Source organism: Actinokineospora sp., from assembly GCF_052390155.1.
Lineage (GTDB): Bacteria > Actinomycetota > Actinomycetes > Mycobacteriales > Pseudonocardiaceae > Actinokineospora.
Window position 1 is genome coordinate 1 of the sequence record NZ_JBQTHF010000101.1, and the last position, 25,176, is coordinate 25,176.

Annotated in this window: 23 protein-coding genes; 4 read left to right on the forward strand and 19 right to left on the reverse strand. The window is 73.5% G+C overall.

What is annotated here, in order from left to right; translation table 11 throughout:
• Window positions 1-161: 161 nt before the first annotated feature.
• The 17 genes from ACT4N7_RS26780 to ACT4N7_RS26860 all read right to left on the reverse strand — a co-directional run bounded on the left by ACT4N7_RS26780 (window position 162) and on the right by ACT4N7_RS26860 (window position 18,748).
• The gene (locus ACT4N7_RS26780) at window positions 162-818 is read right to left on the reverse strand and encodes a MadR family response regulator transcription factor (RefSeq protein ID WP_444831634.1); all 657 of its coding nucleotides are present in this window, start codon (window positions 816-818) and stop codon (window positions 162-164) included.
• On the reverse strand, window positions 815-2,158 hold the full coding sequence (locus tag ACT4N7_RS26785) for a MadS family sensor histidine kinase (protein WP_444831635.1): 1,344 nt from the start codon (window positions 2,156-2,158) through the stop codon (window positions 815-817). The genes ACT4N7_RS26780 and ACT4N7_RS26785 overlap by 4 nt, the downstream gene beginning before the upstream one ends.
• Before the next feature lie 10 nt (window positions 2,159-2,168).
• Entirely contained in the window at window positions 2,169-3,386 is a 1,218-nt protein-coding gene (locus ACT4N7_RS26790; protein WP_444831636.1) for an iron-containing alcohol dehydrogenase, read from the reverse strand.
• A 165-nt stretch (window positions 3,387-3,551) separates the two neighbouring features.
• Window positions 3,552-4,643, reverse strand: a complete 1,092-nt coding sequence (locus ACT4N7_RS26795; RefSeq protein ID WP_444831637.1) for a beta-ketoacyl synthase N-terminal-like domain-containing protein — start codon at window positions 4,641-4,643, stop codon at window positions 3,552-3,554.
• Complete coding sequence (locus ACT4N7_RS26800; protein ID WP_444831638.1) at window positions 4,640-5,044, reverse strand: hypothetical protein; 405 nt, start codon at window positions 5,042-5,044, stop codon at window positions 4,640-4,642. The genes ACT4N7_RS26795 and ACT4N7_RS26800 overlap by 4 nt, the downstream gene beginning before the upstream one ends.
• Complete coding sequence (locus tag ACT4N7_RS26805; protein ID WP_444831639.1) at window positions 5,038-5,943, reverse strand: ACP S-malonyltransferase; 906 nt, start codon at window positions 5,941-5,943, stop codon at window positions 5,038-5,040. The genes ACT4N7_RS26800 and ACT4N7_RS26805 overlap by 7 nt, the downstream gene beginning before the upstream one ends.
• Entirely contained in the window at window positions 5,943-6,854 is a 912-nt protein-coding gene (locus ACT4N7_RS26810; RefSeq protein ID WP_444831640.1) for an ACP S-malonyltransferase, read from the reverse strand. The genes ACT4N7_RS26805 and ACT4N7_RS26810 overlap by 1 nt, the downstream gene beginning before the upstream one ends.
• Window positions 6,851-7,609 carry an SDR family NAD(P)-dependent oxidoreductase gene (locus ACT4N7_RS26815; protein WP_444831641.1) on the reverse strand — a complete coding sequence of 253 codons (759 nt, stop codon included), beginning with the start codon at window positions 7,607-7,609 and terminating at the stop codon, window positions 6,851-6,853. Before ACT4N7_RS26815 ends, ACT4N7_RS26810 begins: the two co-directional genes overlap by 4 nt.
• A gap of 5 nt (window positions 7,610-7,614) precedes the next feature.
• Window positions 7,615-8,247, reverse strand: a complete 633-nt coding sequence (locus ACT4N7_RS26820; protein ID WP_444831642.1) for a GNAT family N-acetyltransferase — start codon at window positions 8,245-8,247, stop codon at window positions 7,615-7,617.
• Window positions 8,248-8,258: 11 nt separating this feature from the next.
• Window positions 8,259-8,513, reverse strand: coding sequence for a phosphopantetheine-binding protein (locus tag ACT4N7_RS26825; protein ID WP_444831643.1), 255 nt, complete (start codon window positions 8,511-8,513; stop codon window positions 8,259-8,261).
• Window positions 8,510-9,589 (reverse strand): 3-oxoacyl-ACP synthase III family protein, encoded by a 1,080-nt coding sequence (locus tag ACT4N7_RS26830; protein WP_444831644.1) that lies wholly within the window; start codon window positions 9,587-9,589, stop codon window positions 8,510-8,512. The genes ACT4N7_RS26825 and ACT4N7_RS26830 overlap by 4 nt, the downstream gene beginning before the upstream one ends.
• Complete coding sequence (locus ACT4N7_RS26835) at window positions 9,586-11,271, reverse strand: thiamine pyrophosphate-binding protein (protein ID WP_444831645.1); 1,686 nt, start codon at window positions 11,269-11,271, stop codon at window positions 9,586-9,588. The genes ACT4N7_RS26830 and ACT4N7_RS26835 overlap by 4 nt, the downstream gene beginning before the upstream one ends.
• On the reverse strand, window positions 11,268-12,494 hold the full coding sequence (locus tag ACT4N7_RS26840; protein ID WP_444831656.1) for an aldehyde dehydrogenase family protein: 1,227 nt from the start codon (window positions 12,492-12,494) through the stop codon (window positions 11,268-11,270). The genes ACT4N7_RS26835 and ACT4N7_RS26840 overlap by 4 nt, the downstream gene beginning before the upstream one ends.
• Window positions 12,495-12,496: 2 nt before the next feature.
• A complete protein-coding gene (locus ACT4N7_RS26845; protein WP_444831646.1) occupies window positions 12,497-13,927 on the reverse strand; it encodes a class I adenylate-forming enzyme family protein in 1,431 nt (476 codons plus the stop codon).
• Window positions 13,924-15,177 carry an MFS transporter gene (locus tag ACT4N7_RS26850; protein ID WP_444831647.1) on the reverse strand — a complete coding sequence of 418 codons (1,254 nt, stop codon included), beginning with the start codon at window positions 15,175-15,177 and terminating at the stop codon, window positions 13,924-13,926. Before ACT4N7_RS26850 ends, ACT4N7_RS26845 begins: the two co-directional genes overlap by 4 nt.
• A gap of 427 nt (window positions 15,178-15,604) precedes the next feature.
• Window positions 15,605-15,784 (reverse strand): hypothetical protein, encoded by a 180-nt coding sequence (locus tag ACT4N7_RS26855; RefSeq protein WP_444831648.1) that lies wholly within the window; start codon window positions 15,782-15,784, stop codon window positions 15,605-15,607.
• A gap of 45 nt (window positions 15,785-15,829) precedes the next feature.
• A complete protein-coding gene (locus ACT4N7_RS26860; protein ID WP_444831649.1) occupies window positions 15,830-18,748 on the reverse strand; it encodes a LuxR C-terminal-related transcriptional regulator in 2,919 nt (972 codons plus the stop codon).
• Window positions 18,749-19,045: 297 nt separating this feature from the next.
• Between ACT4N7_RS26860 and ACT4N7_RS26865 the strand changes: the two genes are divergently transcribed.
• From ACT4N7_RS26865 to ACT4N7_RS26875, 3 genes are read left to right on the forward strand one after another with little or no spacing between them, the layout of a single operon-like run.
• Window positions 19,046-20,074, forward strand: coding sequence for an extracellular solute-binding protein (locus ACT4N7_RS26865; RefSeq protein ID WP_444831650.1), 1,029 nt, complete (start codon window positions 19,046-19,048; stop codon window positions 20,072-20,074).
• Window positions 20,075-21,643, forward strand: coding sequence for an ABC transporter permease (locus ACT4N7_RS26870; protein WP_444831651.1), 1,569 nt, complete (start codon window positions 20,075-20,077; stop codon window positions 21,641-21,643).
• Entirely contained in the window at window positions 21,640-22,653 is a 1,014-nt protein-coding gene (locus tag ACT4N7_RS26875; RefSeq protein WP_444831652.1) for an ABC transporter ATP-binding protein, read from the forward strand. Before ACT4N7_RS26870 ends, ACT4N7_RS26875 begins: the two co-directional genes overlap by 4 nt.
• Before the next feature lies 1 nt (window position 22,654).
• On the opposite strand, the gene lpdA is transcribed toward ACT4N7_RS26875, so the two are convergent.
• On the reverse strand, window positions 22,655-24,055 hold the full coding sequence (gene lpdA, locus ACT4N7_RS26880; RefSeq protein ID WP_444831653.1) for a dihydrolipoyl dehydrogenase: 1,401 nt from the start codon (window positions 24,053-24,055) through the stop codon (window positions 22,655-22,657).
• A 38-nt stretch (window positions 24,056-24,093) separates the two neighbouring features.
• On the opposite strand from lpdA, the gene ACT4N7_RS26885 reads away from it, so the two are divergent.
• The gene (locus ACT4N7_RS26885) at window positions 24,094-24,897 is read left to right on the forward strand and encodes an alpha/beta hydrolase (protein ID WP_444831654.1); all 804 of its coding nucleotides are present in this window, start codon (window positions 24,094-24,096) and stop codon (window positions 24,895-24,897) included.
• A gap of 7 nt (window positions 24,898-24,904) precedes the next feature.
• Here the strand turns inward: ACT4N7_RS26885 and ACT4N7_RS26890 are convergent, their stop codons facing one another.
• Complete coding sequence (locus ACT4N7_RS26890) at window positions 24,905-25,057, reverse strand: hypothetical protein (protein ID WP_444831655.1); 153 nt, start codon at window positions 25,055-25,057, stop codon at window positions 24,905-24,907.
• Window positions 25,058-25,176: the final 119 nt, after the last annotated feature.

Sequence of the window (25,176 nt, forward strand, 5' to 3'; positions counted from 1 at the left end):
CGGCGGCCACGGCCGACACGGGGTGGGACCACATAGTCATCGATGAACACGTACAGTGCGATCAGGAGGGTGTCTCGGTCTTTGCTCACACATTGATCTTGGACACCCTCCTCCCATGCCCGAACCCAGGGGCTTCACGTGATCTTCACGGAATCAATCATCTAGATGATGCCGAGTTTGCTCGACTCGTAGACGGCTTCGGCTCGGCTGGAGACGCCGAGTTTGCGCATCAGGTTGCGGACGTGGAACTTCACCGTGGTCTCCGAGATGTACATGCGCACCCCGATGTCCTTATTGGACAGTCCGTGCGCCAGCAGCCGCAGCACCGCCAGTTCGCGCTCGGTCAGGGAGACCTCGCTGCGGTTGTTGATCGAGTGCACCATCGCGGCCGCGGACCGGGAGTCGAACGCGCTCTCGCGGCGGGCCACCGCGCGGATGGAGCGGATCAGCTCCGTGGTGTCGACGTCCTTGACCACGTAGCCGCGGGCGCCGTTGTGGATGGCTTCGACCACGAGTTTGCCGTCGAGGAAGGTGGTGAGGACGAGTACGCCCAGGTCGGGGTAGCGGCCGGTGAGTTCCGCGCACAGGGCCAGGCCCTCGGTGTCCGCGCCGGTGGACAGCTTCAGGTCCAGCAGCACGACCGTCGGCATGGCGCGGCGGACGACGGCGAGGGCCTCGGCCGCGGTGGACGCCTCGCCCACCACCGTCAGGTCCCGCTCGCGTTCGAGGATGGACCGCAGGCCCTGCCGGACGATGGCGTGGTCGTCGACGATGACGATCCGCACCTCTCGGGCAGGCGCCGCCACGTCACGGGTCATCGCGCACCTTCCATCGGTATCTGCACCCGCACCTCGACGCCGCCGAGCCGCGCGCGGCGGATGGCCAGGGTGCCGCCGAGGTCGCGGGCCCGGCCCGCCATGTTGACCAGGCCGCGGTGGCGGCCGTCGAAGTCGCCGACGCTGGCCAGGCGCAGCATGTGGCGCAGCCGCGCCGGGTCGCCGCTGCCGTCGTCGGCGATGGAGAGGACGACCTTGTCCGCGGCGAACCGCAGCCGGACCACCGCCTGGGCGGCCTGGCCGTGCGCGGCGGTGTTGAACAGCGCCTCGCCCGCGATGCGCAGCAGCGCGTGGTCGGTGTCCGGCGGCAGCGCGACCGGCACCCCGACGACCCGGACCCGGACCCGGAGGTCGCCGGGCAGGTGCACCGTGGAGAGCTGGTCGAGCAGTGACACCAGCGACCCGGGCGGCTCGTCGGCGTTGTGGTGCAGCGCGTAGATGGCCGCGCGGAGCTGCTGCACGGCGCGCCGGGTGAGGTCTTTCGCCGGCACCAGCCTGGCCGCGATCGCGGCGGCCTCCGGTCCGAGGTCGACCAGGTCGGCCCGGCACACCTCGATGGTCATGCCCGCGCTGAGCACGTGCTGGGTGACGCTGTCGTGCAGTTCGCGGGCGATGCGGTGCCGCTCGTCGTCCAGTACCTGCCTGCCCATGGCGTCCATCAGCCGCCGCTGGGTCTCCTGCAGCTCCGCGCTGCGGGTGGCCAGGTCTCTGGCCTGGCGGGCGGCCTCCTGGGAGAGCTGCACGGTGCGGCCGCGGAGCTGGGTCGCGGCGTGCAGCAGGTAGGAGTTGTGCAGCGCGACCGCCGCCTGGTTGGCCAGCACGCCGAGCACCGACCGGTCGGTCGGCTCGACCTCGACGCCCGGCCAGCCGACGATGCCGCCGACCGGCTCGCCGTCGAGGATCATCGGCGCGCGCACCCAGCCCGGCCCGGTGTCGGCCAGCTCCACCTCCCACGACCGGGACCGCAGCACGTCGAGCTGGCCGCGGACCTCCTCGGGCAGCAGCTCGACCTGGTCGACGAGCCTGCCGACGTCGTAGAACAGGAAACCCGGCCGCACACCGCGCAGCGCGCCGTCGGCGACCGCGAGCAGCAGCCAGTCGGCCTGCAGGTGGTCGGCCGCGGCGCGCACGACCTCCTCGACCAGCGCGCGGGGACCCTCGACGTTGCGCACCAGGGCGCGGGAGATCCCGTCGAGCGCCTGGACCGCCCGCGCGAGCCGCTCGGTGGAGCGGACGTACTCCGGGTAGAACGACCGCTTGCCCGAGCGCAGCCCGGTGATCGCCCCGAATTCGCCCGCCCGATCCGGGCCAGTGGCCGTCATCGCGGCCGCACTACAGCGCTGCTCGGAGCAGCGCCTCGATGTCGGCGGCGGTGGCGTCGCGCGGGTTGGTGGCCAGGCAGGCGTCCTTGAGCGTGGTCTGCGCGAGGTGGCCGACGTTGTGGTCGCCGACGCCGAGGCCCGCAAGGCCGCGCGGCACGCCGACCGCGTCGGCCAGCGTGCGGACGTGCTGGGCCAGCAGTTCGGCGACCTCGGCGGCGGGCAGGCCCTCCACCTTGATGCCCGCGGCGGCGGCCAGCGGCACGAACCGGCGCGGGTCGTGCGCGGCGTTGAACCGGATCACGTGCGGCAGCAGCACACCGTTGATCACCCCGTGCGGGGCGTCGAGCAGGCCGCCGACCTGGTGGCTCATCGCGTGCGTGGCACCGAGGATGGCGTTGGTGAAGGCCATGCCCGCCTCCAGCGCGCCCTGCGCCATCGCGATGCGCGGGCCGGGCACCCGCGGCGAGGTCTGGGTGCGCAGCAGGTTGCCCGTGACCAGGGTGACCGCGTGCAGCGCGTGGTGGTCGGTGAGGATGTTGTGCGCCTTGGACACGTACGCCTCGATGGCGTGGGTGAGCGCGTCGAGGCCGGTGGCGGCGTTGAGCCAGTCGGGCATGGTGGTGAGCAGCCGGGGATCGATGATGGAGATGTCGGGCACCAGGGTGCGGCTGATGATGGTGACCTTGGTGTGGCTCGTGGTGTCGGTCACGACGCAGAACTGGGAGACGTCCGCGCCGGTCCCGGAGGTGGACGGGACCATCACCAGCGGCGGGATCGGGTTGACCACCTTGTCGACGCCCTCGAAGCCCAGGATGCGCCCGCCGTTGCCGGACAGGATCGCCACGCCCTTGGCCGCGTCGATGCACGACCCGCCGCCCACCGCGATGATCACGTCGCCGCCCGCGGCCGCGTAGCCCGCGAACGCCTGCTCGATCTCGTGATCCTTGGGGTTGGGCGTGACCTCGTGCCAGACGATCGGGCGCAGCCCGGCCTCGCGCAGGTGGCGGGTGGCCTCGTCGACCCAGCCCGCCTCGATGATGCCGGGGTCGGTGACCAGGAACGGTCGGCGCGCGCCGACCCGCAACGCGCAGTAGCCCAACTCGGCCAGCGAGCCGGGGCCGAAGACGATCTCGGGCGCGTGGAACTTGGCCAGCCCGCCGCTCTCGGCCCGCCAACCCGTGTCCGTGAGCGCAGCCGCCCGGGAGGCAGGCGGCATAGCTTGTGGCATCACACCGCCCTTCGAGCCCACGGGCACAACCTCTCCGTCGTGTGATCCAGGTTACCCCCCGTCCCGGCTAATCACGGTAGGACGAACGGGCGGTATCACCCGCCTCACCCGCCCGTTTCGACAGTGCATACCGTCCGATCGGACAGGTAGCGCGCACACCCTCGGTCAGCGCCCGCGCAGGGTCAGCGCGGCGTTGTTACCGCCGAAGCCGAAGCTGTTGACCAGCGCGGACCGCAGCACCGGCCCGGTCAGCGCGTGCCGCGGCAGCACCACGCGGTCGGTGGGCTCGGGGTCGAGCAGGCCCGCGGTCGGCGGCACGACCTGGTGCCGCAGCGCGAGCGTGGCCGCGACCACGGACGGGAAGCACGACGCGTGCAGCAGGTGCCCGATCGCGCCCTTGTGCGAACTTGCCGGGAGCGCGTCGACACCCAGTTCGCCCGCGAGGGTGCGCAGCGCGCCCAGCTCGGCCGAGTCGCCCTGCTTGGTGCCGGTGGCGTGCGCGTGCACGTAGTCCACCGGGTCGCCGCCGCACGCCCGGCGCAGGCAGTCCAGCACGACGTCCTCGTCCGACGCCGCCGCCTTCGCCCCGCCGACGCGGCACGCGGCGCCCGACAGGACCACCTCCGCCGGACCGCCCGCGACCAGCACGAGCGCGCCCGCGCCCTCACCGACGGTGATCCCGGCGCGGGCCCGGTCGAACGGTCGGGCGGGTGTGGCGCCGACCGCGCGGACGGCGTGCATGCTGGCGTACTCCACCGGGTTCAGCGCGGACGCGCCGACGACCACGGCGACCTCAGCCGCGCCCGCCTCGATGATCTCCCTGGCCAGGGCGGCGCCGAAGGCGGCGGACGCGCACGCGTGCGACAGGTACAGCGGGCCGCCGCCGAACAGCTCGACCCCGGGGCAGACCCGCGCGGGCCCGGCCATCTCGGCCGCCGCCCGCGGACAGTCGCCCGCCATGACCGGGGTCTGGCCGACGACGATCACCACCGCCCCCGCGGGCACGGCCGGGTACCCGGCGTCGTGCAGCGCCTCGGCGAGGGCGACGTCGAGCAGGGCCTGCTTGCGCGTCGAGCCCGCGGGGACCGCGAAGCCGGGCACCTCGCCGACCGGCTCGCCGAGGTAGTCGGACGTGTCGAACTCCCCGCCGGTCCGCAGCGCCACCCGGCCCGCCAGCAGCCCGTCCCAGAACGGGCGGACGCCGACGCCGAACCCGGTGACCAGCCCGAGCCCCGCGACCGCGATCTCCCGCCTCACGGCCGCACCACCATCGCCGTCACGCGGAACCCCGCGCCCGGCTCGGCGCTGATCTCCCCGTACACCGTCTCCCGACCGGCGGCCAGCACCCGCGCGATCCGCCGCGCCTGGCGGGTGTCCGCGTCCGGCGTCACCACCAGGTAGACCGGGCCCGGCCAGCCGACTCGGCGCAGCAGTTCGGAGGTCTCCATGCCGATCGAGTCCGACGGACGCAGCACGCGGCTGGTGTCCGCCCACTGCCGGGCGAACCGGTCGGCCGCGGCCACGCACGCGGCGGAGGCGGCCAGCAGCATCGTCGTCCGGCTCGACAGGGTGTCCGCCACCTCGGTGAACACCGCCCGCACCACGGCGTCGAGGTCGCCGCCCGCCGGGTCGGTCGTGGCGCCGACGACCGTCAGCACGGCACTGGCGCCGGGTCCGGCGTCACCGTGACCACCTCGCACACCTCGGCGACCAGCCTGCCGATGATGTTGCGCGGCCCGACCATGTGCGCCCGGTCGATCCCCGCGCGGGCCAGGCCCTGCTGGGTCACCGACAGCCGCACAGGGTCCACCCAGCCGGACAGCAGCGAGGACCGCAGCTCGGCCGGGTCGACCAGGGACCGGCCGTCGATGTCCGACAGCAGCGGAATCCGGGCGGCGCTGAACAGCGCGGGCCGGTACACCCGCTCGGCGAGGTCGTCGCGCAGCTCGGCCAGCCGGGCGCAGTGCTGCGGCCGGTTCATGGTGTGGAATCCCCAGCCGCCGCGGGCCGTCAGCCGGGCCTTGACCAGCTCGATCGTCGCCAGGCTCGCGGACACGCCGTGGATGTCGGGTCCCAGGTACGCCGAGATCTCGATCCACCGACCGTCGGCGGCCACCTCGGCCACGATCTCCTCGACGTCCTCCACCGGGACCTTGCAGAAGAAGTGGCAGCCCGCCGGTTCGGTGAAGCCCGCGAGGTACCCGGCCTGGATGCGGGCACTGCGCGCGACCAGCTCCAGCGCCGCCGGGTAGTCGAGCCCGCCCGCCAGCACCACCGCGGGCAGCGCGCCGAAGCTGGCGCCCGCGACGAGCACCGGCTCGTTGGCCATCAGCTCCAGGGCGTGGTCGGCCAGCGCCAGGTTGACGGCCAGGTAGGCGCAGTCCAGCGCCTCCCAGTCGGTCGGCCCGGCCGCGCGGAACGCGTCGAACAGCGAGTAGCCCAGGACGTCGGCGGCCTCGGTGAACCGAGCGCCTGCGTGCCGGTCGTGGCTCAGGTAACCGGCCAAACCCTGGTAGGACACCGGAACCAAGCCGGGGAACAGGATCGCCGAACGCATCAGGACGCCCCCACGGTGGCGCCGTCGGTGACCGCGAACCGCACGGCCAGCGACTCCAGCGACCGCTGCACGAACGCCCCCGGACCGGGCACGACCAGCGTGCCGACGCCGAGCGCGGCCATCCGGCGGATCGAGTCGGCCCAGCGCACCGGTCTGGTGTACTGGCCCGCCAACGCGGCACCGACCTGCTCGGCGGTGTCGAGCACATCGGTGGTCAGGTTGCACACCAACGGAATCCGCGGATCGCGCAGCCCGTCGCGGTAGTGCCACCGCTCGGCGAACTGCCGCTGCACCCCGACCAGCAGCTCGCAGTGCGCGGGCGGCCCGTACGGGATGACCATGCCGAGCGCGCCGAACCCGAGCGCCCGGGTGGCCAGTTCGCGCAGCGCGCCGAACTCGCCGGTCACGATCATCTGGTCGTCGGCGAGATAGGCGCACGGCCGCAGGAAAAGGCCCGCGGAGTCCAATTCGGACATCAGCGCCGCGAGCTTGTCGAGGTCGGTGTTGCAGAAGAAGTACACCCCGTAGGGCCCGGCGCCGAAGTGCTCGTCCTCGATGGCCGCCATGGTGTGGCACATCCGAATGGCGTCCGAATAGGACAGACAGCCCGCCAGGTGGGCGGCGGTGATCTGGCCGAGGCTGATCCCGGCGAGGTAGTCCGGCGCCGGTCCGTGCGCCGACTCGAAGAGGGCGACGCTGAGCGCCATGATCGCGGGCCGGGCGACCACGCCCCGGTTGACCTCGTCCTCGGTGCCGCCCGACAACAGCCCGGCCAGGTCGAGGCCGAGCACGTCGCCCGCCTCGCCGACCCGCCGACGCACGGCGGCGGAACTGTCGTACAGCGGGCGGTACTCCCCCGGCTTGATTCGGATCTGCGGGGCGAGCAGGTAGGCGGTGCGCTCGGCGGTCACAGGGTCAACCCTCCGTCCACGACCAGGGTCTGGCCGGTAATGTAGCTGGACGCGTCGGTGCTCAGGAACGCGACGGCCTGGGCGATCTCGTCCGCCCTGGCCAGCCTGCGCAGCGGAATCCGTTCCTGGAGCCCGTTTCGGCGCTGTTCGCCGACCTGCTCGATCATCCCGTTGCCCTCGGTGTAGCCGGGGGCGACCGCGTTGACCCGGACGCCGAACGGCGCGTACTCGACCGCCAGCGACCGCGTCAGCCCGAGGAGTCCGGCCTTGCTGGCCGAATACGCGCTGAGGCCCTCGATGCCGGAGATCGCCGCGATCGAGGCGACGTTGACGATCACCCCGGACCGGCTCAGCAGCATGTGCATGGCCACCGCCCGGACGCAGTAGTACGCGCCGAGCAGGTTGGTCTCGACGGTGCCGACCCAGTCCGCCGCGGGGTTGGTCGGCAGCACCAGCCCGGCCTTGCCCGCGGCCGCGTTGTTCACCAGCACGTCGATCCGCTGGTGTCGGCGGGCCACCGCGCCCACCGCGTCCTGCACCTGCGCGTTGTCCCGCAGGTCGAGCCCGCACGTGTCGGCCGCGATCCCGGTGTCCTTGGTGATCTCCTCGGCGATCGCGCTCGCCCCGGCTTCGTTGCGGTGGAAGCCGACCACGACCGTGGCGCCGAGCGCGCCGAGCGTGCGGCAGACGGCCGAGCCGATCCCGCCGGAGCCGCCGGTCACCAGCACGACCCGGCCGCCGAGTCCAGTACCCATGGCCGCTAGCCCCGCTCAAGCAGTTCGGTGTAGACGGTGTCCCACCGGCCGCGCATGTACTCTTGGAACTCGGCTCTGCCGCGCTCGCGGTCCTCGGCGGGGACCAGGTCGCGCACCGCGACGCCCTCCTTGGCCGCGGCGTAGTACTCCTCGCGCAGCAAGGACGCGATGACGGCGTCGTGGTAGCAGCCGTCGAGGAAGAAGTAGTCCCGCAGCACGCCCTCGACGACCACATTGGACTTCATCATGAAGTTGAGCACCCGCCGGTTGTAGGTGCCGGTCATGAACTGCACACGGTGGGCGTTCTTCTCGTGGAACAGGTAGTCCAGCAGCAGCAGGCCCGCCTCGGCGCCGCAGCCGCTGTCCCACAGGTCGGTGTCGCCGATCATGCCGCCGACCTCGTAGCTGCCGCCGTGCTTGAGCCGGTGCCACTGCACGTAGCCGACCTTGCGACCGTCCATTGTGGCCACCATGGCGCCCGTGCTGCGGCCGAGCGCCTCGCCCAACTGCTTGGTGGACATGAACTGCGACTCGCCGCCCGCGCCCAGCGCGCCCTCGGGCCCGGGCTGTAGCCACTTCGCGACCAGCGCGTAGTCCTCGTCCTCGACCGGGACCAGCCGGGTCAGGTACCCCTGCATCGCGTACTCCTCTAGTTGGCGGGGACCGCGGCCGGGTCGATGAACTCCACGATCGACCGGACGCTGGTGAAGGTGGTCGGGGTGAGCGCGCCGATGTCGAACCCGTGCCGCTGCTGGACGAGCGCGATCAGCTTGAGCGAGTCCATCGAGTCCAGGCCGAAGCGCGAGGCCGACCCCCACAGCGGTTCGTCAACGAGGATGTCCGCGGCCGGGATGTCCACCGCGAAGGTCGCCGCGAATAGTTCGCGGAGCTGATTTTCGATCATGTCATGCCCCATTCCGAGTAGGTCGGCGCGACCTGCGGGCCGTGCCGGAGACAGAGGGACCCCCAGAGGAATCCCGCGCCGATGGCGGAGACCACCAGCACCTCGCCCGCGGCCACCGACCCGCCGCGCATGGCCTGGTCGAGCACGGTGAAAACCGTTGCCGCGCCAGTGTTTCCCAGGTGCTGCACGGAGGTCGGCGCGCGCTCGGCCGGCACGTCGAGCACGGACATCACCTCGCGCACGATGTTCAGGTTGGCCTGGTGCAGGAAGAAATGGTCCACTTCGGACACCCGCAGGCCCGCCCTGGCCACCGCCGCCTCGATGCTGCGCGGCAGCCGGGCGGTGGCCTCGGTCCAGACCACGCGGCCGTCCATCTTCAGGTAGTGCCCGCCGTCGGCGACGGTCCGCGCGGACGCGGGCGCCCGGGTGCCGCCCGCGGGCACCTCGACGCTGTGGGACAACGTGGAGCCGATGTCCCAGGACAGCACCCCGAACCCGGACACGGTCCGGCCGAGCACCACGGCCCCGGCCGCGTCGCCGAAGAACACCCTGGTCGAGCGGTCGCGCGGATCGGTGACCCGCGACAGCGCCTCCGCGCCGATCACCAGCACCGACCGGAAACTGTCGCTCTGCAACAGATGGCTGCCCACCAGGATGCCGTACACACCGCCCGCGCAGGCGGCCTGGTTGAGGTCCAGCGGCAGTGCCGAGTGCGCGCCGATCGCGTCCTTGACGATCAGCGCGGTCGAGGGCAGCGGCTGGTCCTGGGTGAAGGTGGCGACCACGATCGCGTCGATCTCGTCGGCCCGCACGCCGGAGTCGGCCAGCGCGGCCCGCGCGGCGCGCACGCACATGTCGGAGTTCTGCATGCCCGCGGCCAGGTAGCGGCGTTCCCGAATCCCGGTCTTGGCGCGGATCCACTCGTCCGTTGTGTCCAATGTGGACACCAGGTCGCGGTTGGTGACCACCTCGGTCGGGACGTAGAGGCCGGTGCCCTGGATGCCGACCGGGACCCGGAGGCCACCGGTCCACGCCGCGGCGGGCGCGTCGAGCGGCTGGTCTGCGATGGCGGTCATCGGCTCTCCTGTTCGGGATGGTCGTCGCCCAGCGGCGGCGCGTCGTCGAGGGCGACCGAGACCCGCAGGACCCCCACGCGGCCCGCCCGACAGTGCTGCCAGACCTCGGCCAGCGCGGCCGGAAGCTGGGCGCGGCTCTCCACCAGCACGTGCGGCACGACGTCGACCGACCCGCCTGCCGTGGCGCCGACGAAGCCGAACCGCGAACCCCGCGGCCGCTGACCGTCCAGCACGTGTTGCAGCCAGCCGTACCCGCCGTTGTCCAGCACGACGTAGAGCACGGCCGCGCCGGACTCGGCCGCGGTGACCAGATCCGGGCCGAGGAAGCCGAACGCGCCGTCCCCGACCAGCGCGACCACGGGCCGCTCGCCGACCGCGAGCTTCACGCCGATGGCCGCCGCGGCCCCGAAACCGAGGCTGGTCTGCTCACCGGGCACCACCGACCCGGCGTCCGCGCCGACCTGCCACCGCGGCCACAGGTAGGACCACATGTCGGACAAACCGTTCTCCTGCACCAGAATCCGGTCGGCGGGCAGAGTCCGGTCGAGTTCGCTCAACACCTCCACGACCCGCGGGCGGCCGTCGGCGCGCGGCGCGACGGACGCCTGGGCCGCCGCCACCGCGTGCGCCCGCGCCCGCTCGATCCGGCCCGTCCAGCCTGCGTCGGGTTCGCGGTCCACCAGGTCGAGCCAGCGGTCGACGCACGCGCCCGCGTCGCCGACGACCACCGGACCGGGCCGCTCCAGGGCCAGGTCCGCGGGCTCGGTGTTCACCTGCACGACCGGCGCGGACACCGCGTCCCAGCCGTGCGTCGCGGTCTCCTCCAGCCTACTTCCCAGCGCCACGACCAGATCGGCGTCGGCGAGCAGGCTCGCGATGGCGGGCGGCGCGTAGAGCCCGGCGAGGCCGCCGAACCGGGGATGGTCCTCGGCCACCGTGCCGCGGCCGGACGCGGTGGTCAGCAGCAGGGCACCGAGCCGGTCGGCCAGCCGCTCGAACCGGGCGCCCGCATTGCGGTGCCGGACACCGCCGCCGACCAGCACCACCGGACACCTGCTGCGGCGCAACAGATCCAGGCAGTGCGGGTCGTCCCCGCCCGGCGCGGGCGGCGGCGGCAACGGCCTGCTCGACCGGACCGGGACCGCCATCGCGGCCACGTGGTCCGGGATCTCCACGTACACCGGTCCCGGCGCGCCCGACGCGGCCACCAGCCACGCCTTCGCCAACACGGCCGCGAGCCGGTCGCCGTGCTCGACCCGGCACGCCCACTTCACCGCGGGCCGGACCAGGGCGAGCTGGTCGAGTTCCTGGAATGCGCCCGTGCCCAGCCGCGCCGACGCGGTCGCCGAAGCCAGCAGCAGCACCGGAATCCGCGCCGCCCGCGCCTCGACCAGCCCGGGGATCGCGTTGGCCAGGGCGGGCCCGCGGCCGACGACACAGCACGCGGGACTACCCTCGGCCACCGCGTGGCCCGCTGCCATGAACAGCGCGTTGCGCTGGTTGCGGCACAGCACCAGGTCGATCGGGCCGCCGGGCTCGTGGCCGAGCGCGGACAGCAGGCCCAGGTCGTCGTCCGGCAGACCGAACACCGTGCGGACTCCCTGCCCGGCAAGGAAATCGACCACCGCGTGCCACGCGCTCGGGTGCACACCGACGAGCGGGTCGCTCGCCAACGCGGTCACGACCGGCCCCAGCGTCGACCGACCACTTCGGACACCAGTACCGGGGAGACATCGCGTTTTCCCCGGTACTGGGTGTAATTGGCCATCCGTCCGTACCCACCGAACGGGCGGTTCCCGTCGTCCACCGACGCCAGGCTCGTGTTCAGGGTGACCGTGTGCCGCCTGCGCAGCAGCGCGAGGAAGCTGTCCGGCACGGTGCCGTAGACGCTGGCGCCGAGCGCGTGCTCGGCGAACGGGTCGACGCCGAGCACCGCGCCGAGCGCGGCGAAGTCCGGGTAGGTGACCACATTGAACACCGGGGCGAAGAACTCGGTCAGCGGCGGGCGGTCGCGCAATGAGCTGACCAGCACGGTGGGCGGTACCACCCGGTGCCGGAAGTCGAGATTGCCGCCGTGCACGATGCGATCGCGGTGGCGGGACAGGAAAGTCGCCACGGTGTCCCAGGCGCTGTCGTACCAGAGCGGCCCGTAGTCGGCGTCCGGGTCGACGTAGCGGCCCGCCCGCAGCCCGTCGAGCCGCGCGGTCAGCCGGGCGACGAACTCCTCGCACGACGCGGTCGGCACGAACAGCACATCGGGCCCGAGGCAGTCCTGCCCGGAGTTGAGCAGCCGGATGTCCACCGCGTCGGCGCAGGCCAGGTCGAGGTCGGCGTCCTCGGCCAGCACGATCGGATTCGCGCCCTGGCCGAGGAACACGAACAACTGCTCATCGTCCACAAGGGACAGGATCTTCTCGCTGTTCTCGTACCGCCCGGTGAACACGACCAGATCGGCGCGGGCGGCGGTGTCCTGGGCAAACCGGCGCTGGCTGGTGTCCTCCAGCCGAACCGGCAATCCGTGCACGGGCGCGAGAAGTTCGTGCAGCGCCACGGTTTGCGCCCGCACCTGGCTCGACGGCCGGAACGCGGCCGACTCTACGAACAGGCTCGGCACCAGCAGGTACAGCACGTAGGAGTAGAGCACCACGTTGGAGGGCATGAAGACCGCGGCCGACGCCAGCGCGGCGGGCCGGGCGGCGGCGACCTCGGCGGGCGCGCCGAGCAGGGTGTCGCGGGCGGCCAGCACCTCGTACTCGGCCGCGCGGCGCATCGTCACCTCCGTGAGGATGTCCAGCACGGCGGCGCGGTCGGTGTCGAGGAACGCGGCGACGGCGGCGAGGCCGTCGAGTCGCTCGGCGAACGGGACGGTCGCGCTGTCGGCCGCCGGGGCGGGCGGGGCCACCATGGTCACGGCTGTTCTCCTTCCTCGCGCCGGACTCCCACCCGATGCGCGGCGGCGGCGAGCAAGGCAACCTGGTCGACCTTGCCGTTGGTGTTGATCGGGAACCGGTCGAGGACGGTCACGACGTTGGGCCGCTCGTACTCGGCGAGCAGCGCGGCGAACCGGCCGCGCCAGAACCGGCTGTCCCGGCCCTCGGCGTCCTCGACGAAGAACACCAGTTGGCAGCCGCGCCGCTCCTCGTCCACGGCGATCACCGCGACCTGGTGGCCGCACCGTTCCGCCTGCCTGCGCAGGCTTTCCGGGTAGAGCGTGTAGCCCATCCGGTGCACCGCCTGCTTGCGGCCGACGACGTGCAGGTTGCCGTGCGGGTCCAGGTGGCCGAGGTCGCCGGTACGCACCCACTCGTCGTGCACCGGGACGAACGAGCCGTCGGCGTCGAGCAGGCCCGCCATCCGGCCGGGCGAGCGGACGACCACCTCGCCGAGACCGTCCGGCGAGACGTCGTCGATGCGCACGGCCACCCCGTCGAGTGGCCTGCCGCAGCCCACCGGATTGTCCGAAGTGGCCAGTGCGACGTTGCCGACCTCGGACAGCCCGTAGCCGTCGATCAGTGGGCGCCCCACCGTGTCGAGGAACCGTTCGGCGAGCCTGCCGGGCAGCGGCGCGCCGCCAACACACCACAGGCGCACCGAGCGCACCGCCTCGACCAGCTCCGGGCGCCCGCCCAGCAGGTCGAGCAGCGTGTGGTAGGTGGGCGGGGTCGCGTCCACCACGGTCACCCCGCGCGGGCCGATCCGGTCGAGGGCGGCGCCCAGGCGCAGGTACGGGGCGACCAGCAGCGAGCACCGCGTGGTCCACCACAGCAGCACCAGCGACATCCCGTACTGGTGGGAGAACGGCAGCATCGGGAACAATACGTCGTCGGGGGTGTAGCCCATTGCCCGGCCGCTGGCCGCGATGTTGGCCAGCATCGCCGCGCCCGGGCGGACGATCCCTTTGGGACTGCCGGTGGTGCCGGAGGACCACAGCACCACCCCGTCCCGCCTGCCCGCCCACGCCCGCAGGTCGATCCGGCCTGCTGACCCGGGTGCGGTGGCCAGGCTCGGGTAGTGCAGCACCCGGTCCCGCCCGAGGATCTCGACGGCCGCCGCCTCCGGGGAGCCGGGCTCGGGCTCGTGGCCCGCCGCCGCCCACCGGGCCTGCGAGCGCACCAGGAGTTGGGCGACCTGGTCGGCGGTCTGCCTACGGTCGACCAGGACGATCGAGGTGTCCAGGTGGATCAGCGCGAGCAGCAGCGCGACGTAGCCGGGCGAGTTGTCGCCGAGCACCAGGACCCGGTCGCCCGCGCGGATGCCCGCGTCCGCCAGCGAGGCGGCGAGCCGCACCGCCACGGGTTCGGTCCGCTCCACCCGCAACACCGAGTCGTCGCCCGTCATCGGGATCCACCTCCGTCCAGCAGCCGGATCGCGGGCCGGGTCGCCGCGACCACCGCGATCAGCACGTTCAGCCCACCGATGACCAGGAAGGTGACCGACAGCCCGATCGAGCCCATCGCCGCGGTGGCCACCAGCACCCCGGCGGGCAGCGCGGCCACGCCGACCGCCTGCTGAGCCGAGAACACCCGGCCGCGTTCGCCCGCCGCCGTGCGCTCCTGGTAGACGGTGGCCATCAGCGGACCGATCGGGGCGAGGAACAGCCCGGACAGCGCCAGCACGGCCAATGTGACCGGCAGCGACGGCTGGAGGGCCAACAGCATCGTGGTGAGCCCGGCGCCCGCGAACCCGGTGAGGTAGCTCGGCCTGCGGGGCAGCTTGTGGCCGATCACCCCGAACCCGACCGCGCCGACCACCGCGCCCGCGCCAAGCGCCCCGACCATCGCGGCGAACGCGGTCGCGCTGTGGAAGACCTCGCTCGCGTAGGCGATGAGCACGACCGAGTAGAGGCTGCCCGCCAGCGCGTTGGCCAGCACCGCCGTGGCGCCGGTCGCGCGGAGCACCGGGTCCCGCCAGATCGTCCGCACGCCGTCGACCAGTTCGCCCAGGTAGGAGCGGGATTCGCGCGGCTCGACCCGGGTCGGCGCGAGGGCCGTGCCCGCGAGGATCAGCGCGGCGAGCACGCAGGCCGCGGTGTCGATCCACAGGACTGTCTGCACGCTGGTCAGCGCTATGGCGGCACCGGTGACCACGGGGGTGAGCAACAGGCTGAGCCGGTCGATCGCGGACAGCATCGAGTTGGCGGACTCCAGCGACGCCCCGGCGCGCTCGGCGGTCTCGGGGACCAGGGCCCGCACCGCGACCATCGCCACGGCGTCGGCCGAACTGGCCACCAGCACGATCACCAGCACCGCCCAGTACTCCAGCAGCCCCACGGTGTAGAGGGTCGGCACCAGGCTGATCACCGCGCCCGCGACGACCAGCAGGCCGACCGCGGCGCGCTTGGCGCCGATCCGGTCGATCAGCGGGCCCGCGAGGAAGCCGAAGAACGCCATCCCCAGGCCCGCGCTCACCACGGCGAACCCGGTCTGGCTCGTGCTGCCGGTCGTGGCCAGCACCGCCCAGGGAATCGCGACGACCGACACCGTGCGGCCCGCGCCGGACACCGCGGCGGCGGCCCACAGTCCGAACAGCGCGCCGCGCCGGGACCGGTCGCGTGGCGCGGTGTGCCGCGCCTGGATCACCTGGGTCACCGCTACGTCCCTTCGGCCCGATTTCGGCGAATGCCGCCCGTGAATTGAGTGAAAGAATGCGCGGGCGGGTTACCGGTGAACATCGTTCCGCGATACCCGCCCGCGCGTTTCAGTGAAATTTACTTGCTCTCGATGATGATAATGCGCATTCGGATCTCCTCCTCCCGAGGGCACAGCTCACCCGCGACCGCAGGTCTGGGGTGCGTGGACAAGAGATTCGGCACCGGCCGCGAATTCCGATTCCGGCGTCGAGGACAACTGTATCCAGAACGGGCGCGATTCGACCTACGCAGTATCCCGGAGGCCATTCAGCCGCACCGCTGCCCACATTCGACCACCGGCCGCCGGGAGGACTCGCGACGGGCGGCACAGCGCCGGACCCGTACGTGGGATTACGGAGAAACGCGGGCGAGTGGGCGACGAGCGCTCAGCCCTCCAGGGCACCGGCCCAGCGCCAGTCGCCCTCTGGGCCGAGGTACTCCACCCGCTGTACCTCTTCGTCGTTGTCCTCGCCGTCCTTCGCCCAAGCGAGAGCCGCGGCGTGATCGTCGAAGTCGCGGTACGCGACGACGTCACCCATCCCGTCGAGATACCGGTAACGAGTCATGGCGATGACGCTAGTGCGCGTCCGCCGCAATACCCAGGGATCGGCTTACCGGTCGGCGACCAGCCGCAGCGGGACGACCGGGGCGTCGGCGGTCCGTTCGATCAGCGAGGCCAGCGCCGAGCGGGACGGCACACCGAGCTTGCGGTAGATGTGGGTGAGGTGGGTCTCGACGGTCCGCGCGCTGATCCCGAGGTGCCGGGCGATCTGCTGGCTGGTCCGCCCGGTGCCCACCATCCGCGCCACTTCCAGCTCCCGGCTCGTCAGCACCGCCGTGCGGGCGGCACCGAGGGACACCGACGGCGGTCCGGGGGGTCCGGGGTCCGCGGCGGCGATCGGCACGACCGTCCTGGCCAGCCGAGCCGCGTCGCGCAGCCACCCCACGCCGACGCGCAGGCCGGTCACGGCGGCCCGGTCGAGCAGGGCGGCCGCCTCGTCGGCCCGCCCGCAGGCGAGCAGCACGGGTGCCGCGCGCAGGTAGGTCTGCGCCTCGTCCAGGACCATCCCGGCCGCCGCGAACCCGGCCGCCGCCTCGGCGAACAGCTCGGCCGCCGCCCACAGGTCGCCCCGCGCGCCGAGCACGACCGCGGCGGCCCTGGTCGCGCAGGCGCGCTGGCCCGCGAGCGCCAGCCCCAGCGCCGCGTCCCGCGCGGTCCGCGACGCGGCCTCGGCGGAGTCCAGGTCGCCGGTCGCCAGCATGGCCATGGCCAGCACTTCGAGGTATCGGGGCCGCACGGAGGGCTGCACCAGCGGCAGCTCCGGCCCGCCGCCGATGCGCAGCAGCGTCGACCGGCAGGTGTTCGGGTCGCCCGCGACCAGCGCGGTCAGCCCGGCGACCAGGTGCACCGTGCGGGACCAGCACCCGCTCGCCGGGCCCGTCGCGGTCGCCGCGCGGGTGGCCAGCGCCCTCGTGGCCACCACGTCGCCGGAGTCGGTGGACCCCATCGTGGCCAGCACCTTGAGCGCGGCGGCGAACGCGCGGATGTCGTCGCCGCCGACGAGGTCCGCGGTCCGCTCGGCCTGGCGCGCGTACTCCTGGCCCGCCGCGCCCCGGCCCCGCAGCACGTTGACCTGCCCCAGCCCGAGCAGCAGGTGCGCGAGGGTGTGGTGCTCCCCGCGGCGGCGGGCCAGCGCGGCACCGCGCGCCAGGTGGCGTTCGGCGTCGGCGAACCGCTCCAGGAACAACTCGGCCCAGCCCAGGCGGGACAGCAGCTCGCAGTCGCCCGCGAGCGCCGCGTCCGACAGGCCGTCCACCGCGGCCGCCGCGGCGTCGGCCAGGTCGCCCGCGTCGGCGGTGCACCCGTGGTAGGTCTCCCCGAACGCCTGCAGCGCGAGGACACCGGCCGCCGCGGCGGGGTCGCCCAGCGCCCGCGCGACGACCAGGGCGCGGGCGACATCGGCGCGGGCCGCGGCGTAGTCGCCCGCGAGCAGGGCTGTCGTGCCGAGTTCGACGCGCACCGCGACAGCTTCCGCCGACACCTCGGCGGGCCGGTGCGCGATCTCGCGGCGCAGCAGCGCGGCCGCCTCGCGGTAGTGGCCGAGCAGCCGCTCCATCCGCCCGCACAGCGCGACCGCCGCCGAGTACAACGCGCTCAGCCCGGCGGGCACCGTCGGCAGCAGGTCGTGCAGCAGGTCCCGGCTCTCGACCACCTGGCCAGCCAGCCCCAGCGCCCGGCCGAGCAGGTACGTCGTCTCGGCCCGGGCCGCGGCGAAGTCGGCCGACGCGGGCAGCAGCTCGACGGCCGCCCGCAGCCAGTGCGCGGCGTCGACCGGCGACGCGCTCGCGGCGGCCTCGCGCAGCACCGTGAAGTGCGCGGGGTTCCAGGTGCTCGCGAAGCGGACCACGTGCCGGGCGCGCTCCGCCGCGCCCGCGCCTGCCAGGGTGGCCCGCTCGTAGGCGCGGCAGTGCGCGCCGACCCGCCAGAGCGGGTCGGCCCGCTCGGCGACGACCCGGCCGAGCACCGGGTGCCGCAACGCCAGCCGCGGCCCCGCGTCGACCGGGCGGACCAGGTCGAGCGCGAGCAGCGCGGTGACCGCGACCGCCGCCTCCTCGTGGTCGAGGCCCGCGACCTCGACGATCCCCGCGACGTCGAACCGCTCGCCGAGCACGGCCGCCGCCGCCGCCGCGGTCCACTCCCGCGGGCTGAGCACGGCCAGTTCGGCGAAGACCAGCGCTTCGAGACCGGCGGTCGGGCGCACGCCCGCGGCCAGCATCTTCAGGTACAGCGGGTTGCCCCCGCTCTCCTGGTAGACCGCGTCGGCGGGCTCGCCGAGCAGGTCCGCGGCCTCGCCTGCCGAGAGCGGGCCGAGCTCGATCCGGGCCACCGTGCCCTGCTCGACGCCGACAGCCAGCCGCGACCGCAGTCGGGCGGGCGCCTGGCGGGGCCGGTAGGCCACGGCGACCAGCAGTCCGCCGGTCGGCGACAGGTTCTCCAAGACCTCGATCGACCCGGGGTCGGCGTGGTGGACGTCGTCGAGCAGCACCACGAGGTGCCTGTTCTCCGGCGCGTCGAGCAGCGCGACGAGCGCGGGCAAGACCCGGTCGTGGTCGATGTGGCCGCGCGAGTCCCAGGCCACCGCGCCGCGGCCGCGCAACGCCGGGAACACCGGGGCGAGCGCGTCCACCATGGCCGACGGCAGCCGCGGGGACACCGTGCGCAGGTGGTCGTCCAGCGCGGCGACGAACAGGTGGAACGGCGTCCGCGCGGTCGCCGGGGTGGCCCGGGCGCGCAGCACGGTGCCCTCGGCCCGCGCGGCCAGTTCGGCGAGCAGCCGGGTCTTGCCGATCCCCGGCTCGCCGATGATCTCCAACAGGCCGCCGCCCAGCGCCCGGTCCAGCGCGGCCAGTTCCCGGACCCGGCCGACCAGGCGGTCGCCTCGGTCGGCGGCGGTCCGTCGTCGGGGGAGATCGGTCGAGCCGAAGCGAACGCGCTCGACGGCAGCGGTCAGTACCAGGTCGGCGGGCATACCCCTCGTTTCCTCGGCTTGGCGAAACGGCTGTTCGGCACCCCGGCCTGCCCGGTCCGCGAAGCGATGTCGCCTCGCTGACCGTCGCATCCGACTGTATCCCGAAACTCGCCCATTTCGGACTGGTCGACCGCCGGAAAGTACCGCTCGACCAGGCGTTTCGGCCGGATGGCCGCACCGGGTAGGCCGACTGTCCGCTCGCGCGAGCACCTTCTTTGCCAATGCGATTCGGTGATCCGGGGTGACAAGGTTAGCCTCACCTCACCACCTTCCATCTCGTACGGACAGGGAGCAGCGATGCGAACCCGGCTGACGGCGACGATCTTGGCCACCCTCCTCGGCGCGACGCTCGCGGGCTGCGGCAGCACCGAGGCCGCCCACAACGGCCCCGTGCTGACGGTCTACTCCGGCCGCAACGAGAATCTGGTCAAGCCGCTGCTGGAGCAGGCGCGCCAGGCGCTCGGCGCGAACGTCAAGCTCGACGTCCGCTACGGCGACACCGCCGCGCTCGCGGGCCAACTCGCCGAAGAGGGCGACCGCAGCCCCGCCGACGTGTTCTTCTCCCAGGACGCGGGCGCGCTCGGCGCGCTGGCCGCCGCGGGCAGACTCGGGCCGCTGCCGCGGGCCGTGCTCGACGCCAGCCCCGAGCAGTGGCGCGCCGCCGACGGCACGTGGGTGGCGACGTCGCTGCGCTCCCGGGTCGTGGCCTACGACCCGAGGCAGGTCGCCGAGGCCGACCTGCCCAAGGGCATCGACGACCTGCTCGACCCGAAGTGGCGCGGCAAGGTCGGGTTCGCCCCGTCCAACGCGTCGTGGCAGGCCTTCGTCACCGCGGTGCGGGTGCTGCGCGGCGAGGACGGCGCGCGCGCCTGGCTGGAGAAGTTCAAGGCCAACGAGCCGCAGAAGTACGACAACAACATCAAGATCCGGGACGCGGTCGACGAGGGCAAGCTGCCGCTGGGGCTGATGAACCACTACTACTGGTTCGAGAAGGCCGCCCAGGTCGGCGTCGACAAGATGAACGTCAAACTGCACTTCATCAAGGGAAACGACCCGGGCGCGCTGATCAACGCGGCGGGCGTCGGGGTGCTCAAGTCCAGTAAGAACAAGGCGCTGGCGGACAAGTTCGCCGAGTTCCTGCTCTCGGCGCAGGCCCAGCAGTACTTCGCCGACACCACCGCCGAGTACCCCGTGCGCGCGGGCGTGGTGTCCGGCAAGCACAAGCTGCCCGCCCTGGCGGACCTCCAGCCGCCGGACCTCAAGCTGGCCGACCTGCAGTCGCTGCCCAAGACCGCCGACCTGCTGCGCCAGGTGGGGCTGCTCTAGGTGAGCACGGCACGCGGCCGCGGAGCGCCGCGGGCGACCGGGTGGTTGCTCGCGGCGCTGCCCGCCGTGGTCGTGGCCGTCCTGCCGCTGGTCTACCTCGTCCTGCGGGCCACCGACCAGGGCTGGGACGTGTTCTGGTCGGTGGCGATCCGCTCGCGCACGGCCGAACTGGCCGCCAACACGCTGGTGCTGCTTGTCGCGGTCGCGGTGAGCGCGGTGGTGCTCGGCACGGCGGCGGCGTGGGCGGTCACCCGCACGGCCGTGCCGTTGCGTCGCGTGTGGACAGTGCTGCTGGTGATGCCGCTGGCGGTGCCGTCGTACGTGTCCGGGTTCGCGTGGCTGTCGATGGACGTGGCGGGCTTCCCCGGCGCGTGGCTCGCGCTGACCACCACGAACCTGCCGCTGGTGCTGCTGCCGGTCGCGGCGGCGCTGCGCGCGGCCGACCCGGCGCTGGAGGAGGTGTCCCGCTCGCTCGGCCACGGCCCGTGGCAGACCTTCGCGCGGGTGACACTGCCCCGCGTGTGGCCCTCGGCGGTGGCGGGCGGGCTGCTGGTGGCGCTCTACGTCCTGCACGACTTCGGCGCGGTGTCGCTGCTGCGCTACGAGACCTTCACCCTGGGCATCCAGACCTCCTACTCGGGCAGCTTCGACCGGACGCCCGCCGCCGTGATCGGCGTGGTGCTGGTGGTGCTGGCGATCCTGTTGGCGTTGGCCGAGGCCCGAATGCGCGGCAACTCCGCGGCGCGGCTCGGCGCGGGTGTGCCCCGGCGGGCCGAACCGGTGCGGCTGCGGGCCGCGCGCCCGCCCGTGCTGCTCGGCCTCGCCGCCATCGTGGCCGTCTCCCTCGGCGTGCCGGTGGCCGCGCTGGTGCGGTGGCTCGGCGTCGGGCGCACCGAGTTCGACCCGGCCGCGCTCGCGCAGACCGCGGCGACCACCGTGCAGTTCGCCGCGCTGGGCGCGCTGGCCACCGTGGTGCTGGCCGTGCCCGTGGGGTTCCTCGCCGCGCGGCGGTCGACACCCGCGGTGCGGGCGGTGGAGCTGGCGGCGTACGCCGGGCACGCGCTGCCGGGCATCACGGTGGCGCTGGCGCTGGTGTTCTTCGGCGTGCGGTTCGCCCAACCGTGGTATCAGCAGACGCCGCTGCTGGTGCTCGGCTACGCGGCGCTGTTCCTGCCGATCGCGATCAGTGCCGTGCGCACCGCGATCGCCGCGGCGCCCGCCGCCGTGGAGGACGTGGCCAGGTCGCTGGGCCGGGGACGCGCGCGGGTGTTCGGCACGGTGACGCTGCCGCTGGCGGCGCCGGGCGTCGCGGCCGGGGCGGCGCTGGTGTTCCTGACCTGCGCGAAGGAGTTGCCCGCGACCCTGCTGCTGCGGCCGACCGGCGCGGACACGCTGGCGACCGCGCTGTGGACCAAGACCGGCGTGTCGGCGTTCGCGGAGGCGGCCCCGTACGCGGCGCTGCTGGTGCTGGTGTCGGCGGTGCCCGCGGTCCTGCTGGAGATGTCGGTGTTCCGCTCGGGCCGCGACGTGGCCGTACTCGATTCGGCGACCAGAGGAGCGAGCACGTGACCGAGCTGACGATCACCGCGGTGACGGCCGGGTACGGGAGCACCCGGGTGCTGCGCGGGGTGGATCTGACCGTGCCGTCAGGCTCGCTCGCGGCGGTGCTCGGCCCGTCCGGGTGCGGCAAGACCACCCTGCTGCGCGTGGTGGCCGGGTTCCTGCGGCCCGACGGCGGCGAGGTCCGGCTCGGCGGCCGGACGGTCGCCTGCCCCGGCACGCACGTTCCGCCGGAGCGCAGGCGCGCGGCGGTGGTGCCGCAGGAGGGGGCGCTGTTCCCGCACCTGTCGGTGGCGGGCAACGTGGGCTACGGCCTGCCGCGGGCGCGGCGCGCGGACCGGGTGTCGGAGCTGCTGGAGCTGGTCGGCCTCGCGGGCTACGAGCGCCGCAAGCCCGCGGAGTTGTCCGGCGGCCAGCAGCAGCGGGTCGCGCTGGCCCGCGCGCTGGCGCCGAGACCGGATCTGGTGCTGTTGGACGAGCCGTTCTCCGCGCTGGACGCCGGCCTGCGGTCGGACCTGCGCGCCGACGTCCGCCGCGTGCTGCGCGCGGCCGGGACGACGGCGCTGCTGGTCACCCACGACCAGGACGAGGCGCTGTCGGTCGCCGACGTGGTCGCGGTGATGCGCGACGGCGTCGTCGTGCAGGCGGGTGGGCCGGAGGAGGTCTACCAGCGGCCGGTGGACATGGCGGTGGCGACCTTCGTCGGCGAGGCGGTGCTGCTGCCCGCGGTCGCGTCGGGCTCGACGGCGACCTCCGCGCTCGGCCCGGTGCCGCTCGCCCGTCAGGCGACCGGGGTGGGCACGGTCCTGTTGCGCCCCGAGCAGCTCGCGCCGCTGGCGAACGGGCCGGGCGTCCCGGCGCGGGTGCTGCGCACGAGCTTCCACGGCCACGACGCGACAGTGACGCTGGCGACAGCCGAGGTGGAGGTGGTGGCCAGGGTGGCCGCTCCCCTGCTGGTCGGCGAGGGCGACGCGGTGTCGGTGTCGGTCTCGGGAGCGGGCCTGTTCTTCCCGGCGTGAGCTACATGTTGATCATGTGACCGGCCAGGCCGTGGATCGCCTCCTTGACGGCCTCGCTCAGCGTCGGGTGGGCGTGCACGTTGCGCCCGACCTCGTGCACCGTCAGATCCCACTGCTGCGCCAGGGTCAGCTCCGGCAGCAGCTCCGTGACCTCGGGGCCGATGAGGTGCCCGCCCAGCAGCTCGCCGTACTTCTTGTCGCTGATGAGCTTGACGAAGCCCACCGGGTCGGCGAGGCCGTGCGCCTTCCCGTTGGCGGTGAACGGGAACTTGGCCACCTGGACGTCGTGACCCCGCTCGCGCGCCTGCGCCTCGGTGTAGCCGAAGCTCGCGATCTGCGGCTGGCAGAAGGTCGCGCGCGGGATCATCGCGTAGTCCAGCTCCATCGTCTCCACGTCCGCGATGGTCTCGGCCGCGACGATGCCCATCGCCTCGGCGGCGTGCGCGAGCATCAGCTTCGCGGTGACGTCGCCGATGGCGTAGAGGTGCGGGACCGAGGTGCGGCAGCGGCCGTCGACCGCGATGGCGCCGCGGTCGGTCAGGGCGACGCCGGTCTTGTCCAGGCCGTAGCCCTCGACGCGGGGCTGGAACCCGATGGCCTGCAGCACCTTGTCGGTCTCCAGGACCCGTTCCTGCCCGTTCTTGGCGACCGTGACCCGCACCTTCGGCCCGGACTCGTCGATGGACTCGACCCGGGTGCCGGTCAGGATCTCGATACCGAGCCGCTGGTAGCGGCGGGCCAGTTCCTTGGACACCTCCACGTCCTCCAGCGGGACGACGCGGTCGAGGAACTCCACGATGGTGACCTTGACGCCGTAGTTGTGCAGCACATAGGCGAACTCGACGCCGATGGCGCCCGCGCCCGCGATGACGATGCTGTCGGGCAGGTCTTCGCTGAGGATCTGCTCCTCGTAGGTCACCACGCGGTCGGACAGCGTCGTGCCGGGGAGCAGCTTCGTCGTCGCGCCGGCCGCGATGACGGCGTTGGCGAAGGTCACCGTCTCCGTGCCGCCGTCGGTGAGCGCCACCTCGACGGTGTTGGGGTCGGTGAACGTGCCCCGGCCCTGGAACTGGGTGATGCCGTTCTTCTTCATCAGGTAGTGCACGCCCTTGACCCGGCCGTCGGCGACCGTGCGGCTGCGCCGGAACGCGGCGCCGTAGTCGACGCTGATCTTGCCCTCGACCCGGATGCCGAAGGTCTCGGCCTCGTGCTGCACGAGGTGGGCGAGCTCGGCGTTGCGCAGCAGCGCCTTGGACGGGATGCAGCCGACGTTGAGGCAGACGCCGCCCCAGTAGCGCTCCTCGATGATCGCGGTCGTCAGCCCCAACTGGGCGGCCCGGATCGCGGCGACATACCCGCCCGGTCCCGCGCCCAAGACCACAACGTCGAAATGTGTGCTCATGCCGCCCACCATATTGCCCTCGGCGGCAGACTGGGCGAGTGCCGCGTCCCCTGCTCTACGGACTGGCCGGTGTGCTCACCTTGGTCACACTGGTGCTCACGCTCGCGTATCTGTTCCAGCGCAAGCTGATCTACCTGCCCACGGACGGCCCGCTCCCCCACGCCGCCGACCTGCTGCCCGGCGCCCGCGAAGTGACCTTCGCCACCGCCGACGGCCTGCGGCTGGCGGCCTGGTTCGTGCCCGGACCCGGCGCGACCGTGCTGGTGCTGGCGGGCAACGCGGGAAACCGGGCCGACCGCGCGCCGCTGGCCGCCGCGCTGCGCGCCCGGGGACTGGCCGTGCTGCTGGTCGACTACCGCGGATACGGCGGCAATCCCGGCGACCCGACCGAGGAGGGCCTCGCACTCGACGCCCGCGCGGCCCGGGCCCACCTGATCGACCACGAGGGCGTCCGCCCCGACCGGCTCGTCTACTACGGCGAGAGCCTGGGCGCCGCCGTCGCCGCGCGGCTCGCGGCCGAGCACCCGCCCGCGGGCCTGGTGCTGCGCTCACCGTTCGTCGACCTGCCCTCGGCGGCAGCGGTGCACTACCCGGTGCTGCCCGTGCGGGCCCTGCTCAAGGACACGTTCCCGGTCGCGGACACCGTGCGCCGCGTGCGGGTGCCGACAGCGGTGGTCTACGGGACGGCGGACGAAGTGGTGCCGCCCGACCAGAGCCAGGCCGTGGCCGACGCGGCGGCGGGCCCGGTGACCAGGGTCGCGGTCGCGGGCGCGGACCACAACGACCGCGTCCTGCTGGACGGCCCGGACCTGATCGACGCTGTCGCGGCACTGGCCCGCTGAGCCTGTCTCACCCGCGAAGCATGGGCCTGGCCGGCGGGTTCGTGGCGTCCGCCGCGCGGCTGAGCCGGATGTCGGCAGGCTCGGACAGGGCCGCCAGGACCGCCCGCACCACGGCCGGGTCGCCCAGATCCGGGTCCACCCCCCGCGCCACGCGCGTCATGGGGATCCCGGTCGGGGGGGGGCCCGGGGCCCCGGCGCCCCCGCGCGGGGGGCGCACGGGCGCCCGGGGCCCCGCCCCCCCCCCGCCGGGCCCCCGCCCCCCCGCGCCCGCCCCCCCCC